The organism is Candidatus Chlorohelix sp. (assembly GCF_037138995.1).
In the GTDB taxonomy this organism is placed as follows: Bacteria; Chloroflexota; Chloroflexia; order Chloroheliales; family Chloroheliaceae; genus Chlorohelix.
In genome coordinates, this window is sequence record NZ_JBAXHI010000042.1 from 20,259 (window position 1) to 34,240 (window position 13,982).

Genomic DNA, 13,982 nt, shown 5'->3' on the forward strand with positions numbered 1-13,982 from the left:
TCCTGAACCCAGCGGCGCGTTTATATTTTTAATAATCAAACCGCCGCTAGTAACGGTTGTATTAAAGGGGCATGGAGCAGTGTGGTGTGCTTAGTTTAAAGCGCCTGATTGTTCTATGCCCTTCTTTTTGATTAATTGATCGGAAGCAGGGGGAGAAATAGAGTAACCTAATGGCGAATACTCCTAAAGGCGAGTCAGGAAAACCGCCGACTAACCAACCAAAAAAACCTGAAACAGCTGCCGCTACTAAACATACTCCCGGTAAGGGGAGTCATAGTCATAACCACCACATGACTGAGCGGCAACTCACCCGTTACGAGCGGGATCGCCGCAACCAGCGCTACCTGATAATTACCGGGGTTGTAACTGTAGCGCTGATGGTTTTAATATTAGTCTTCGGCGTTTTTCAAAGCGCCATTGCCCCCAATATTAAAGAATTGGCAACAGTAAATGGGCAAAGCGTTACTACCGGAGACTATTACAAATTCCGCAAGTTAACCCTTTTCAAGCGGATTGCTCAATACCAGCAGTTTATGTCAAGCCTTGCAGGTGACCAGCAGCAGCAATTCCAGCAGCAAATCCAGAGCTTTTCCGCTGAAATTGATGATACGCCCTCTTATCCGGTTGACCAGCAAACCCTGAGCGATTATATTTCAATTCTCGTTCTGGATAAAGCGGCACGTGACCAGTACGGTATTAATCCCAGCGATGACGAAGTAAAGAAGGCAATGGATAGCCAGTTTGGCAACGAACTGCGCCTTTCCACCCCTACGCCCAGCAGTTTTGGCGCCATAGCCACCCCTACTTTGTCTGCTCTAGAAACAGCAATTGCTGCCCAAAATACGGCTACTGCAAACGTGATTACACCGTTGCCGACTGCAACCCCTTCGGTCAGCGTTAGCCCATCTCCCACCCCAACAACTATAGCTCCTACCAATACCGCAGTAGCGAACGGTACTCCTAGCGCAAGTGGTACTGCCGCCCCAACCGGCACGCCCGGCACACCAACGCTAGCCCCCACCAATACCGCGCTTCCGGCTGACAAGGCGCAACAAACCTTGAGCGCAAGCCAGAATTCCTTTTTCGATAGCGTCAAAAAGGTGACGGGTTTGAGCATTGATGAATACAAAAAGCTGGAAATTCGTCCGCGTCTGCTTAAAAATTTGGTGTCAGATAAATTACTTGCCGAGCAACCAAAACTAGGCGATCAGGTTCTTCAATTACACGCTCGCGCTATTTCGGTCAAGGAAAAGGTTGATGCTGAAAACTTGCTTAAGCAGTTAAAAGCGGTTAGCGGCGCGGATCGTGAAGCCCTATTTACCAAGCTGGCACGCGATAAGTCAATTGATTCGGTTGCAGCGCCAAAAAATGGCGATATTGGTTGGTTCATCAAATATCAGCTAAGCAGTAGCGCCACTGAGGATACTGCGTGGGATGCTTTGGTTAAACTTCAGCCCGGAGACCTCACCGACCCATTACAGGTTTCTGAAGGGTGGCAGATTCTGATTCTGGCAGAGCGAAACGACAAACGCGCCATTGATGAACGCGAATATCGTTCACTGTTTGATACAGACCAGAGTAGTGATTATCGGGTTTATGCGCGTTGGCTCAAACAAAAGCTTGACGATTCAAAGCCGAAGTATTTCACATCCCCTACGCCAACGTCAGAACCGACCCAAGTATTGCCGCCGGTCTTTACACCTGTTGTACAGCCTACAGTTACGCCCGGTACAACGGCGTTACCTACGGTTACAACCAATGTAGTTGGTCCTCTGCCAGTGAGTGGTACACCTACCATCACAAGCAATTTGGCTACGACAACTGCATCGGCGAGCGCTACGGCTACCGTCAAATCGGCTACGACAGCGGCGGTAACAACAACCGCAGCAGCTACGACAACTTCAGGGGTTTCGCCAACCCCTACAAGATAGATATAGGAGTAAGTTTCTCAATGAGTTCTGCTAGGTAAAAAAAACTCATTAGAGAAACTTCTCTTTCCCCTCTGTTCATATTGAGCAGGGGGATTTTTATATTCTCAGGATTTTCGCTGTAGGAGGAATTTCAGGCAAGAGGCTTGAGCAAATTGTCTTAGGGGATTTTATTCGTTGATGTAGTCTTTACGTAAACCCAACGCTTCGGGCGCATGCAAACGCAACATCATCTGATTCACATCGGCTGGAATCTGCTTGCGGGTAAAGCGCGATACGATAAGCATGGTTGCAAAGGAAAGCGGCACAGACCAAATCGCTGGTTGTGCCATTAATGTAGCCACCAGCGGGTTAACTTTGCTTAAAGTAATCCCCATACCTACCGAAGCATCCGTCTGACCGAGCAACATGGTTATAATAATTGAAAGTGATGAGGAAAGCCCTCCAAGCAGTACGCCTGAAGTTACTCCGGCTTTAGTCAATCGTCTCCACCATGTACCAAGCGCCAACATAGGGAATAAGGAACTGGCAGCAATCGCAAAAGCCCAACCGACCAGCAAATTTATATCAAACTTTTCAACAAATAAACCGGCTATAACAGCCGCGCTTCCAGCCAATAAAGCGGAAAGGCGAAAGGCATAACGACGCGCACGAGTAGAGGCTTTTGGGCGGATTGTACGCCCATAGACATCATGGGAAAGCGCACCGGACACGGAAACCAGCAAGCCGCTAAAGGTGGACATAAAGGCTGCAAACGCGCCTGCTGCGGTAACAGCCAGCAAGATTTGTGCCAGCCAATCGGGTTGGATTTTGCCCGGTAATTCTAGCACCAAACGATCGGTAGTACCAAGCGCATATAGCTCAGGCGCATGATTTCTGCCTAATACTCCTAAAATCGGTGGGAACATATAGAACAGACCAATCATACCGAGTACAATCAAGGTGGTATGGCGGGCATTCTTCCCATCGGTATTGGTATAGAAACGCACCAGTATGTGTGGTAAACCCGCAGTACCGAATACAATCGCTACAATTAATGAATAAGTGTATAGCATAGACAATCCGTGATTTTCGGCGCTATCTCCGGTCAGTAAACCAAAGGGTTGTGACCACACATTGGCGTTAGGTGCATTAGGTACTACCTGCCCGCTTTCAAAAGTAAGTCGGTTCGCATCCAGAAGCTTGAACTCACCGTTGCTGACCACATATTTTTCACCAGCGTTAAGACTAAGGGCAGATTGCCCATTCAGTTGTACTAGTCCTGAATTAGCCGGCACAAAAGCGCTAGAGTCTGAAAATCTCAAAATACTGCCCGCTTTGTAGGTAATAGTGGTAGTCTCGGTAAAGCGTGGCGTTTTATTATTTACCAAATCGTTGTTTATATGGCTGCCATAACTACCGAAATACATCAGTAACAGGAAAACGGGAATACTAATAGCAAACAGTTTGAGCCAGAACTGGAAAGCCTGCACAAAGGTTATACCCTTCATGCCTCCCAGCATCACGTTTAAGGTGATAACCGCACCCACTACTACCACCCCTACCCAATAAGGTAGGTTTAATACAGATTCAAGTGTTACCCCTGCGCCCTTCATCTGCGGCAACATATAGAAGAAACCGATTATCAGTACGAAAACGACGACAATTTTGCGGAATCCAGCGCTATTAAATCTCCCTTCGGCGTAATCCGGCACGGTATAAGCCCCAAAACGGCGTAACGGCGCGGCAACGAACAATAATAAAAAGAGGTATCCGGCAGCATAACAAACCGGATACCACAAAACATCATAGCCGAATTTCATCACCATTCCGGCGATACCCATAAAACTGGCAGCGCTGAGGTATTCTCCGCTGATAGCGGCAGCATTCATGATGGGACCAACGGTGCGGCTTGCCACGAAGAAATCGGAAGTGGTGCGAACTACGCGGGTAGCCCAAAGCCCAAGGCTTATAGTAGCAAACGCCACCCCAATTATTGCCACAACGCTTAGCCAGTTAATATCCATAGTAAATAGCTTACTCTACCAGTTTGGTAAATTCTTCTTCGTATTTATCGGCGGTACTGACAAAATAGTAAGCCAATACCCAGATAAGCGGGTAAATCAGAATTGATATAAAGAGCCAGTTAGCCGGAAACTCGAAAATAATAATAGTTCCAAAGTCATGAGTGAAAAAACTAAGTAGTGGAATACTAAGGATAATAGCCAGAAAAGTAAAAGCTACACTGAGACTGAGGGCACGCTGTCGGCGAATTAGATGATTGAGAAACACTTTGCCGTAGGCAGTTTGCTCAGCAACTTCTTGCAAAGTTTGCTTGCTATCCGAGTCTGGGTTCGTTAGCGCCAGCAAACTCTCGTCAAAAGAAAGCGGCTCATCATAACCTAAGATTAAGTCGTCCAAATCGTAATCCAAATCAGGTATGTAAGCTCGCCCATCCGCTAACACAAACCCACGTGAAATGCTACCGCTATCGGCTGCACCATACGTTTGTGATTCAGGGTGGGATTTATTGCGTTGTCCGCGCCCTGGAAATAATTCCATACCAGTTCTTCCTCGAACCTATAACAGCAAGTCATACTGTGAATTTTAAGAAGGATTGGTCTAATTATAGCATATGGCTGCAATATCTCGAATCAAAAAGAGATTCTGGTGTATTTCACAGCTATATGCGCTACACAAATTTCGCACAAAATAGGAAGGAAAAGCAGTAAAGCAGAAGAAAGAAGTTTTCAGCGGGGCTTGTATTAATAGAAATAGTAAGTGATACGTTCCAGCCAGAAAGATACGGTATCCACCAATTGAAAGAGAAACAACGCCGCTACCAGCAATACCCCTGCCTTGCCGCTGCGCCAAATTCTACCAAGAAAAGCGCCAGTTGCTAACGCCACTAACGGCAAAAGATAAAGCTGGTAGCGGGTTTCTAGGTTTTGCACCCGTTCCATTATTGCAAACGCGACAGAGGTTAAACCAAGCGCCAGCAATAGCGCTTCTGCCGGATTAAGTCCTCGCAATCCTTTTTCCTGTTGCGCCAGACGTGCAAAGTAACTAATCAGCCAAAGAGCCATCCCGCATAAGGCTGCCAGTATTACAGGCAACCCGAAGAAGTAACGTATATCACTATAAGTTCTTTGCAGAGAGGATAAAATTTCAAAGGGTTGGCGTGGCTTGGCATTTGGCACCGGTGTATTGCCTAGCATCCCTCCAAAGAAATTGCCGATTAAGTTGAAGTAGTTGTAATAGTATAATAGCAGCGCCAGCAGTAGGCTCACCATAAAGACCCCTGCCAGATACAGCGCATTGCGCCGGCCAACCCGCCCCCCAAATAACGCCAGCAATACTATAAGGCATAGCATAAAGACATTGGTAAACAAAAATGTGCCATAGTGGCTCAGATAGGTGATAGTAAGAGCCAGCGGCGGCACAATATAAACCCCTGCCCGTATCAAATAGGGTGAAAAACGCGCTAGTTGTAAACGCAGCCTATCACCCCAATGCTTCAATACGCGGTTTAGTGCCGGTAATTCGGAAGTATCTTCAAGGTTATGGGGCTTTCGGCGGCTTATGGGGAAATGTTGGATTCGGAAATAATAAAGTGCGCCACAGATTGCACATAGCAGCACTAAAAACATCCATTCTCCAAAAAGATTGGTGTGATTTCCTTGCGAAAAAATCAGGTAAGGATATTTATTGATAGCGTAAAATCCCGCTGCTACTATCCCCACCCAGTTTGTACCTACTTCAAACTCTTGTTCGAGTTTCTCATTGATAGGGCTTTCTTTGTTGCCCAACTGGTTAGAAGCACTTCGTATCAGGCTAGAGAGGTAATATATCATGTACACACCACTAGCTTGAAGGAGGCTTCCGGCAAACTTAAAAAGCAGCTCAAAAGACTCGCGCCGAGAATCAAGCAGCGCAGTGAAAGGCAACAAACCAATGTAATAGGCGGGTGGGTAGGGTGCAGGTTGCCCATTTGGCAACTCTGGTGAGAAAATCAGCGAGCCACGCATAACTCGCGCTTGCAGATTGTTAACGTTTAAGCCGATGTCGCTAGAGGTAAACTGCGGGTGGAGTTGTCCGCCAAACAGCAACACAAACGAAAGAAGGAAAAACAAGGCAAGCCAGCCCGATTCTCGGCTGGAAACTATCACGCCCAACCCGCGATATAACAAGGGGGCATAGTGAGCCAGCAGCCACACCAGCACAAGCGTAAACAGAGCGAAACGCAAAACATCCAACGGCATAAAAGTGGTGAGGCTTAGACGGTCGGTTATAAGCCAGAATGTCAGCCCACCTACCATTCCTGCCCCTCCCAACAAGGCGAATAAAGTTGGTAAGCCGGTAGCCAGCAAGGTTAGAACGCCCAATACCGTCAGAATAATTAGGGGAATAAAAGTATCATCGGGCGGGCGCACACCAGGATTAAGAAAAGCGGGTTGGTTTGGCTCTATCTTGACCCAATCTAGCAGCAATCCCAACTTGCGGGAGTCACCTTTGGGATCCCAGATGCTACTTTCAAGGCGCATGTGTAAATTGCCGTCCTTGAAGTAATCCGCCAGAACAGGAAAAACAATTTCTTTCCACTCACGCGGGGGGGGAGGTTGGGTTAATTCAGGAGATATTTGTTTATCTCCCACATAAATTTTAAGTTGAGGGTTCGGGTTTTCCGAACTGAAAATTCGCATGGTGACGGTGAGAGGCTGCGAACCGATACCGGGTAAATCTATCAGGCTAAGAGATTTAGTATAGCGGTAATCTAGGTCACCGGGTTTACGGGCGCTTTCGGGGGGTTCGCGAGTAAAAAAGGAGGACTCAACTAGAAAAGGTCTATCAAGGCGAGAACCGACCTGAATAAAATAGCCGGGCTTGGTCTGGTAAGCAAGACCATACGCAATCATCGCCAGAAAAAAAACCGCCACGAGTGTGGCGCATCCCAGACCTGCACTTACCCTACGTTGTTCGTCCAACCCAAATCCCGCTAGATTTAATACGTTTTCGCCGTCAAAAAGCCTCGGACATCGCCATATTATACTACAATTTGGCACGCCCCATCAGATAGATACGCGCAGCAAAAGCTTCTAACCCGCCTATCATCAGGTTAAACAGCAGGATAAAACCAAGCTCCACCCATTTAGCAAGAGTTAGGTTGGAAAATGGCAGCGGACGCGCCGGCAAGATTGCAACCATCACCAGCCCGAAAAAAACCAGCGACAGCGACAACCCTAGTAACGTTGCGCCCAACCCAAAATTTAGCTGACGGTTTACCAGCGCATCCGCCGCCAGTTCTGGGTCGCCTGATTCTACCACTTTAGAACGGCGCGGGTTGGAAAGACCGCGTAGCAGCATTACACCCAACATGATACCCATCCAGATGGATACAGAAGCTTGAGTCGGGTATAGCCCTTTGATAATACCAACGAGAATATCAATCGGCAGCAAAGCCAGTAAAGCGGCAGGTAGAAAATGGTCAAGAAAGCGTGGAATGTTCACAAAGTTTCTCACCAACTCGATCAGGCTTTATGTCGCGACATGACGGTATAGGTATTGGCAAGGGAAAGTTGTTTGCCCGATTGGGAGACAAAAAGATACTCGTTATCGGTGGCGGGTTTCTCTTTGAGGTAATCAGCCAGAGGACCACTTTCAAGGTGCTTATTCAGACGAGGGTCACTTTCAAGGTCACGGGTGGTAAGTTTGATGATAGTAGGTATTTTCAAACCTTCAGATAGTAGAACTTTAATAGCTTCATTGCGAAGTAAAGTGTTTTCTTGCTTGGTACGCGCAGCTTTGGCGGCTATCTCATGATAATATTCATCACCGTAGCGTTCACGGGTAGTTTCGCCGCCTTTCTTGCGCCGTTCCCGATATTCCGCAGAGTGGCGGGACATAGTTACAGAACCGCCCTTCGAGCCGATTTCTCGGTAAAATTCGCTATCTTGAAAGCGGCGTTTAGTGGATTGCCCGCCCTTACGCCCTGCTCTTACATGGTAATTATCATTATTTGTTAAGCTTGTTTCTGTATTAATCTCATTTGGGTCATTTATATTTTTAATTATTTCATTTGTTTTTGCCATTTTTACGCTTCCCTCATTGTTCTAAATCCAATTTTCCTAAAATTAAATTTATAGTTGGGTTCACTGGTTGATTAGCTGTATATAGGATAATTTATATTTGCTGTCTGGTCAAGTAGGGGCGGTTCTTTTGCAGGGCTTTTCAGAGAATAATATTTTTGACAAGTAAATTCAAAAAGCGGGTGTGGGGTGTGCCTATCTTGGAAGCAGTGAATTTTAATTTTGCCAAACATCTTGAGGCTGCTTAACAATAGCAAAAATCTATTATAGCGTGCTACCTCTGCATTAATAGGCACTCCCTTACAAAGCAACTCCTCAAGTTCATCCAGTTTTCCCCGACTTAATCTATCCAACTTGTCACACGGTAGTTTGTCTGAAATGGCAGTGGATTCTGTTGCAGTCACTTCAAACTTGCTCAATTTATCTTCCAGTTCTTTAATATCGCGCTGAGTGTTCTGTAAATCAAGGGTATCATAAATTGGCATGGCTACTGTGCCAAACGCCGCTTTTTTATCCAACAAAATATCTAGGCGACGGCGTAGAATATCAAGTCGCCTTTCGAGGGATTGTTTTTCTTCTTGACCCATTTCACTCAATCTTTTGACTAATGCCACGTTCTTGGTTCATCAAGCCAATTTTGTAGCTCTTTATATAGATTGACTCGCCGTCATAATGTCTGACTGCCTGTATAAATTCAAGTAATACACCATAATTATGACAAACTTCAACAAAATCATCTATTGACATGTAAGTAGAAGTAGCTGGATCTAATGTGACCTCGACTTTGGCTCTACCTGGTAATTTGTTTCTCACTTTTTGTCTGATACCTGAATCCGTTAGTGTAGGAATTTGAAGACAAAATTTTACTATTTGATCTCTTTGATCTTGCGTAGTCTTTAATAATTTTGGGCGTAAATCCTGATCTTTCACTTCCCTGATTTTTTCATCTATTTCTTTTTGCTTATTATGATTAACAAGCAGGTAAGATTTAGCCATTTGATATAAGTACAACTTGTCTCTTGAATCGTATCATTTTGTGGCGTTCTCAACTGCTAGATTTGAAGCGGCTTCATTTTCCCCTTTATCCGACAATTCTTCACACCGCTCTTCTGTTTCTCCTTTTAATGTTTCTCGATATGCTTCCTTCCAGCCATTTAATAGTGTTCGTCTTTTGGAAGGATTAAAATTTTTCCATGCTAATCCCAACTCTGACAATTGCGCAAGTACAGAAAGGTGTTCGCGAAGGTACTCATTAGCTTCAGGGTAATTTTCATATCTATAGTATGAAAAAGCAAGTTTTCGCAACAAATTTGCGATTTTTCTTTTCTGATAAAAAGTTTGATAAGGTTTTCCGCTCAGCATATAGTTAGACTCTAAGAATCATGGATTCGTGGGCAACCTATTATTATCCGATCCAACTTCCTTGTCCGGCGTGGGCAAGGTATAAGGGAGCGTACCACGTTTCAGATTCAAGCGGCGGTTATTGCGGACAAACCAGCGAAAACTTTCGGGTAAATTGCGATCTGGCAAATCCGGCTGTAATGGGGCAGGCAGGAACGGGTAATGCACCTGCGCAGGATTCTTGCGGCTATCACAATTGAGGATATTCTTCAAATCACTAATATTCCAGAGTTCCTCAAAAGGTTTACCAAAAACCTCTTGCAAATATTGCTTGAAAACCAATTGCCTGCTCTTCCGCAGTCACAAGGGGCTTGCCCCACAACAATCTTTCAAATCTAACTGGGACTTGCCAATTGTCTTGAGGTAAAGTGCCGCTGATGTCGGTAAATTCTGAAATAATTTGCAGTAAAGGCGTATCGGCTACCAGTGTCAGACGATAAGATTTGTTTGGGAGCGAACCGTCATAGCGGAAACGGACTTCAGCAGCATCCCAGAACAAGCGACCTCGTGTTAATGTGGCGTTCTTGGGCAGTTGCAATTTACCCTTTTCAAGGCAAATCTCAAAGGACGATTCCAGCGCTGCCCAGTAACTCTCTTCGATTTGAGCCACAATCTTGTTCAGTAAAATCAGCAAATCAGCTGAGTCATTGACCGCAGCCGTTGCTACGTAAGGACGGGCTGTATTATTGCTCAACTTATCTCTCCTGTCCGGCGCGAACTCTGGAATACTTATCAACCAACTCATCATATTGGGCAGCGTAACGGTTTAACAACTGCTTTTCATGCTCAAACGTAGAGCTACCATTCAAGTCCAAAGCAAAGACCCGTAACAAACCGGGTTGCTCTGTTTCTTCCTGCCAGCCTTCGCTTAGATTCAACCAGTCCAAATCAGGTTGCAAGCTGCCTACTCGTATTTTTACCAACTTCCCACAGGCTTTACCCAACCCTTTGGCTTTGCCTAGACCCAAACGCAAATCCCCTAAGTACAAATCTCGCAGTAGGTATGCCAACCAGCCTAGCATCCAGCCTTCCTTCGGCAAATTAAGGTCAGTCAGGGTCAAATTAGCGCGAAAGCGCAGTTTTTGGTTAGTTGTATGGAAATGTGGGTGTGCTTCAAACTTAGCCGAATCGCGTACTCCGCCAGTAAAGCGATTGATGGCTACAAAATCCAGCCGCTGCCGGGTTTCCCCACGAGGATCTACTCCTTTCGATTCTATGGAGTAAGCATCATTAACCTTCAAACGTCCTGCCAGATAGGTATTACCGAATAACAGGCAGGCGGGGCAAGAACATTCGGTTATTTTCTGGTAGAGAAACTCAGAGCGTTCTTCAGCACGTTGGCGGTTCTGTTGCTTTAACCATTCAGGCATTACCGATTTCATATAATTTGTGCAAGCTATCGCCGCGTAAGGTGTTTCATCTGGTTCGGTCTCATCTCCCTCCATTGCCAGAGGGTCGCAAGCTGCTACATAATTGGTATATGCATCATAGTTATATTCGTGCAGTTCAGGGTAAGGCTTTCCGATAGGCTTGGCGCGGTCGAAGGAGAGGGTGCGGGCAATTCGCTCTGATTGGGAGCGCAACATACCTCGCAGACTGGAGCCGGGCAGGAAGATAGTTTCGCGTCCGGTGCCGTCCAGCGTAGTTCGCACAAAAGTATTATCCCCCGCTTCCAGCAAAGCATGCGCTTTTCTCATTTTGTGGCTTAACTACTAATAATATGAAATTTCACATGGATTAACTGTGTGAGTCTACTTCCAATAACAAGTTCTAAACCTTCAAGAGCTTGGAACTGGAAGAAAACAGCTTGGTACACCTTTCGCTTTAAGTGAATTTAACGCATTATTCACGCTTTGTTAATTTTATCGCAATTCTAATATGTGTGTTTTTGACTTATCTTCCCTGCATCCTGAAATCTCTGTCACCGGGTTGGCGGTCAGGGTCACCTACAATGTAAATATCCACACCATCAAGTTTGCTCAGAATTTTATCGGTAAAAGTGCCGAACAGCCGTTCCCGCCAAGTCTTACGGGAACTTTCGCCAATAACAATTAAAGTAGCGCGGGTTGCCCTAGCTTGTTCAATTATTATTTCTACCGGGTCACCGCTTAGCTCTTGAAAGGGCAGATTGAGAGAACGGGCTAATCGCCGCAAGGGCGCGATGGTTGCTTCTTGTGCTGCAGAGCGATAATCGCTATACCAGACGGTAATTACTTCGGCAGGGGCATTGAGCCGATGAGCAAAACGCCAGCCTTGCCGAATAACTCGCGCATCTTTTTCCTTTAACGCCACACATATAAGTACAAAGGCGTTAGCGGTAGGAGGCGTTCCCTCATTTTTTTCACGGTACTCTTTACGTGGCGCACTAGATTCCACCGAGTCTGCTGTCTCGCGTAAGGCTAACTCACGCAGGACGGTTAGATTCGCGGTTTTGAAAAAGTGCTCTAGTGCCTGTTGAATTTTCTCAGGGCGGTAAACTTTACCTTGCTTTATACGGTCACGTAAATCTTCCGGTGGCAGGTCGATCATGCGCACCTCATTAGCAAGGTCTAGAATGCGATCGGGGAAAGTCTCGCGCACACGAGTGCCGGTTAGCTCAAACACCCTGTCGTTCAGGCTCTCAAGGTGTTGGATGTTGACGGTAGAGTAAACATCTATCCCACTCAACAAAATTTCTTCTATATCTTCGTAGCGTTTTTCATGCTCTGAACCCGGCGCGTTAGTATGTGCCAGTTCATCAATTAATACCAGTTGAGGCTGACGGATAATAACCGCCTCGGTATCCATCTCTTCCAGTGTCGTTCCTCGGTATGAAACTTTCCGAACCGGAATAATCTCAAAGCCTTCCAGTAAACGTTCGGTATCTTTGCGCCCATGCAATTCCACATAACCGATAGCTACATCTATACCTTGCGCTCTAAGTTCCTGTCCTTCTTCCAGCATGGCGTAGGTTTTGCCCACTCCCGCCGCCGCCCCTAGAAATATTTTCAGACTTCCCATCTTCCAAGGCTTTATATAGGGAGGCGGCATTGCCGCTTCGGTAACTTCCCTTGTTTTGGGTGTAGGTTCTTCTACGTCCGACAAAAAAATCTGGCGGGGTTTTGGTCTGTCATTGCTAAGTTTATCCGGCAAAGGTTCTTTTTCGCTCATAATTATTGTTTATTTAGCGGACGCAGGCGGCTTCTCGAAAGCAGCGTCTAACGCTAGGTTAAGTTTCAGCACATTTACACGCGGTTCTCCTAGCACACCCAAGTCGCGCCCATCGGTATTTTGGGTAATCAGTTCCTTCACTTTAGCAACTGAAATTGCGGCATTTTTACCACCTAGCGCCGTTCGTGCCGCCACAATACGGTTTACCTGAAGGTTTGCTGCTTCCACCGATATTTGCGGGTCTAAGCCGCTACCGCTGGCAGTAACAATATCGGCGGGTAGTTTGGCATCGGCAGCCAAGCCGTTTTCCTGACGGAATTGTTCGGCATAGTTCTTAATTCCCAGATAGCTGCCCGGTACATAGTAGGTGTTGTCCTTTCCGGCAACGGGCGTGCCATTTGGAGGAGGTGTTGCACCCGGCGCAACAGTTACCTCGCTACCATTACCGTCAATTAGCTGTGGATTGGTAGGACCGAGATTGGATGCGCCCGACCCAGCAGCATTGTAACCTACTGCGCTAGGTCGCCCATGAAGATATTCAAAGCGGGTGAATTGTTGACCGATTAACTCTGAACCGATCACGTTTCCTTGCTGGTCTTTTAGCAAGCTGCCGTTAGCCTGTTTGTTGAAAGCCAGTTGCCCTACGCCCCATACCACCAAAGGATATAGTATTACACAAAGTACCAGCAACACCAGTGTAATTTTAATCGAATTCCAAGTTTCCCGTCCAATCGTCTTCAACATTGCTCATTCTCCATAATGCCTACCGGGCAAGTCTATAGCTTATCTGATACCCACCAAAGTAATCAGTACATCAATCAGTTTAATACCTATGAAAGGCGCGATGATGCCACCCAAGCCATAGATAAGTAAATTTCGCCGTAAAATACTGGCTGCACCCAACGGAATGTATTTAATGCCTTTAAGCGCAAGCGGTATTAGCGCCACTATTATCAGGGCGTTGAAAATCACCGCGCTCAGGATAGCGGTGTAGGGCGAGGTAAGACCCATAATGTTTAGTGGACTCAGATAATTCAGGTAATCCTGTGCAGTTTTAGGGTTGGCTATGGTCGGACCAATCGCAAACATCGCCGGGATTATCGCGAAATATTTTGCCACATCGTTGGAAATCGAGAAAGTGGTCAACGCGCCGCGCGTCATCAACAGTTGCTTGCCAACCTCCACAATCTCAATCAACTTGGTGGGGTTAGAGTCTAGGTCAACCATATTACCGGCTTCTTTTGCCGCTTGCGTGCCGCTATTCATCGCCACGCCTACATCGGATTGAGCCAGCGCAGGGGCATCGTTCGTGCCGTCTCCGGTCATGGCTACTAATTTTCCGCCAGCCTGTTGTTGTTTTATGAGCTTCATTTTGGTTTCGGGGGTGGCTTCCGCCAGAAAATCATCCACTCCCGCTTCCTCAGCAATGGCAGCGGCA

15 protein-coding genes are annotated in these 13,982 nt (G+C 46.4%); 1 reads left to right on the forward strand and 14 read right to left on the reverse strand.

Annotation, left to right across the window (positions count from 1 at the left end; translation table 11 throughout):
* Positions 1 to 170: 170 nt before the first annotated feature.
* Positions 171 to 1,931 carry a peptidylprolyl isomerase gene (locus tag WCK19_RS15440; RefSeq protein WP_342398289.1) on the forward strand — a complete coding sequence of 587 codons (1,761 nt, stop codon included), beginning with the start codon at positions 171 to 173 and terminating at the stop codon, positions 1,929 to 1,931.
* Between the two features lie 167 nt (positions 1,932 to 2,098).
* Here WCK19_RS15440 and WCK19_RS15445 read toward each other — a convergent pair whose 3' ends face one another.
* The 14 genes from WCK19_RS15445 to WCK19_RS15510 all read right to left on the reverse strand — a co-directional run.
* A complete protein-coding gene (locus tag WCK19_RS15445; RefSeq protein WP_342398290.1) occupies positions 2,099 to 3,934 on the reverse strand; it encodes a cation acetate symporter in 1,836 nt (611 codons plus the stop codon).
* A gap of 10 nt (positions 3,935 to 3,944) precedes the next feature.
* Positions 3,945 to 4,469: a hypothetical protein gene (locus WCK19_RS15450; RefSeq protein WP_342398291.1), complete on the reverse strand. Its 525-nt coding sequence runs from the start codon at positions 4,467 to 4,469 to the stop codon at positions 3,945 to 3,947.
* 203 nt (positions 4,470 to 4,672) lie between these two features.
* Entirely contained in the window at positions 4,673 to 6,892 is a 2,220-nt protein-coding gene (locus WCK19_RS15455) for a hypothetical protein (RefSeq protein ID WP_342398292.1), read from the reverse strand.
* Positions 6,893 to 6,956: 64 nt separating this feature from the next.
* Entirely contained in the window at positions 6,957 to 7,415 is a 459-nt protein-coding gene (locus tag WCK19_RS15460) for a hypothetical protein (protein WP_342398293.1), read from the reverse strand.
* A gap of 20 nt (positions 7,416 to 7,435) precedes the next feature.
* Positions 7,436 to 7,996: a hypothetical protein gene (locus WCK19_RS15465; RefSeq protein ID WP_342398294.1), complete on the reverse strand. Its 561-nt coding sequence runs from the start codon at positions 7,994 to 7,996 to the stop codon at positions 7,436 to 7,438.
* A 71-nt stretch (positions 7,997 to 8,067) separates the two neighbouring features.
* Positions 8,068 to 8,580, reverse strand: a complete 513-nt coding sequence (locus tag WCK19_RS15470; RefSeq protein ID WP_342398295.1) for a hypothetical protein — start codon at positions 8,578 to 8,580, stop codon at positions 8,068 to 8,070.
* A gap of 1 nt (position 8,581) precedes the next feature.
* A complete protein-coding gene (locus tag WCK19_RS15475; protein WP_342398296.1) occupies positions 8,582 to 8,989 on the reverse strand; it encodes a hypothetical protein in 408 nt (135 codons plus the stop codon).
* Between the two features lie 33 nt (positions 8,990 to 9,022).
* On the reverse strand, positions 9,023 to 9,355 hold the full coding sequence (locus WCK19_RS15480) for a hypothetical protein (protein WP_342398297.1): 333 nt from the start codon (positions 9,353 to 9,355) through the stop codon (positions 9,023 to 9,025).
* 18 nt (positions 9,356 to 9,373) lie between these two features.
* Positions 9,374 to 9,676, reverse strand: a complete 303-nt coding sequence (locus WCK19_RS15485) for a hypothetical protein (RefSeq protein ID WP_342398298.1) — start codon at positions 9,674 to 9,676, stop codon at positions 9,374 to 9,376.
* Positions 9,639 to 10,088, reverse strand: a complete 450-nt coding sequence (locus WCK19_RS15490) for a hypothetical protein (RefSeq protein WP_342398299.1) — start codon at positions 10,086 to 10,088, stop codon at positions 9,639 to 9,641. The genes WCK19_RS15485 and WCK19_RS15490 overlap by 38 nt, the downstream gene beginning before the upstream one ends.
* A 1-nt stretch (position 10,089) precedes the next feature.
* Positions 10,090 to 11,091, reverse strand: coding sequence for an RAMP superfamily CRISPR-associated protein (locus WCK19_RS15495; protein WP_342398300.1), 1,002 nt, complete (start codon positions 11,089 to 11,091; stop codon positions 10,090 to 10,092).
* A gap of 196 nt (positions 11,092 to 11,287) precedes the next feature.
* On the reverse strand, positions 11,288 to 12,544 hold the full coding sequence (locus WCK19_RS15500; RefSeq protein ID WP_342398301.1) for a universal stress protein: 1,257 nt from the start codon (positions 12,542 to 12,544) through the stop codon (positions 11,288 to 11,290).
* Between the two features lie 9 nt (positions 12,545 to 12,553).
* Positions 12,554 to 13,288: a potassium-transporting ATPase subunit C gene (locus tag WCK19_RS15505; RefSeq protein WP_342398302.1), complete on the reverse strand. Its 735-nt coding sequence runs from the start codon at positions 13,286 to 13,288 to the stop codon at positions 12,554 to 12,556.
* 39 nt (positions 13,289 to 13,327) lie between these two features.
* Positions 13,328 to 13,982: HAD-IC family P-type ATPase (locus WCK19_RS15510; protein WP_342398303.1), on the reverse strand; the 655-nt coding region annotated here is incomplete at its 5' end.

Excerpts from the sequence above, each read along its gene's own strand:
- WCK19_RS15475 (WP_342398296.1), bottom strand. The coding sequence starts at position 8,989 with ATGGCTAAATCTTACCTGCTTGTTAATCATAATAAGCAAAAAGAAATA.
- WCK19_RS15505 (WP_342398302.1), bottom strand. The coding sequence starts at position 13,288 with ATGTTGAAGACGATTGGACGGGAAACTTGGAATTCGATTAAAATTACA.
- WCK19_RS15500 (WP_342398301.1), bottom strand. The coding sequence starts at position 12,544 with ATGAGCGAAAAAGAACCTTTGCCGGATAAACTTAGCAATGACAGACCA.
- WCK19_RS15450 (WP_342398291.1), bottom strand. The coding sequence starts at position 4,469 with ATGGAATTATTTCCAGGGCGCGGACAACGCAATAAATCCCACCCTGAA.
- WCK19_RS15440 (WP_342398289.1), top strand. The coding sequence starts at position 171 with ATGGCGAATACTCCTAAAGGCGAGTCAGGAAAACCGCCGACTAACCAA.
- WCK19_RS15470 (WP_342398295.1), bottom strand. The coding sequence starts at position 8,580 with ATGGGTCAAGAAGAAAAACAATCCCTCGAAAGGCGACTTGATATTCTA.
- WCK19_RS15480 (WP_342398297.1), bottom strand. The coding sequence starts at position 9,355 with ATGCTGAGCGGAAAACCTTATCAAACTTTTTATCAGAAAAGAAAAATC.
- WCK19_RS15495 (WP_342398300.1), bottom strand. The coding sequence starts at position 11,091 with ATGAGAAAAGCGCATGCTTTGCTGGAAGCGGGGGATAATACTTTTGTG.
- WCK19_RS15465 (WP_342398294.1), bottom strand. The coding sequence starts at position 7,996 with ATGGCAAAAACAAATGAAATAATTAAAAATATAAATGACCCAAATGAG.
- WCK19_RS15445 (WP_342398290.1), bottom strand. The coding sequence starts at position 3,934 with ATGGATATTAACTGGCTAAGCGTTGTGGCAATAATTGGGGTGGCGTTT.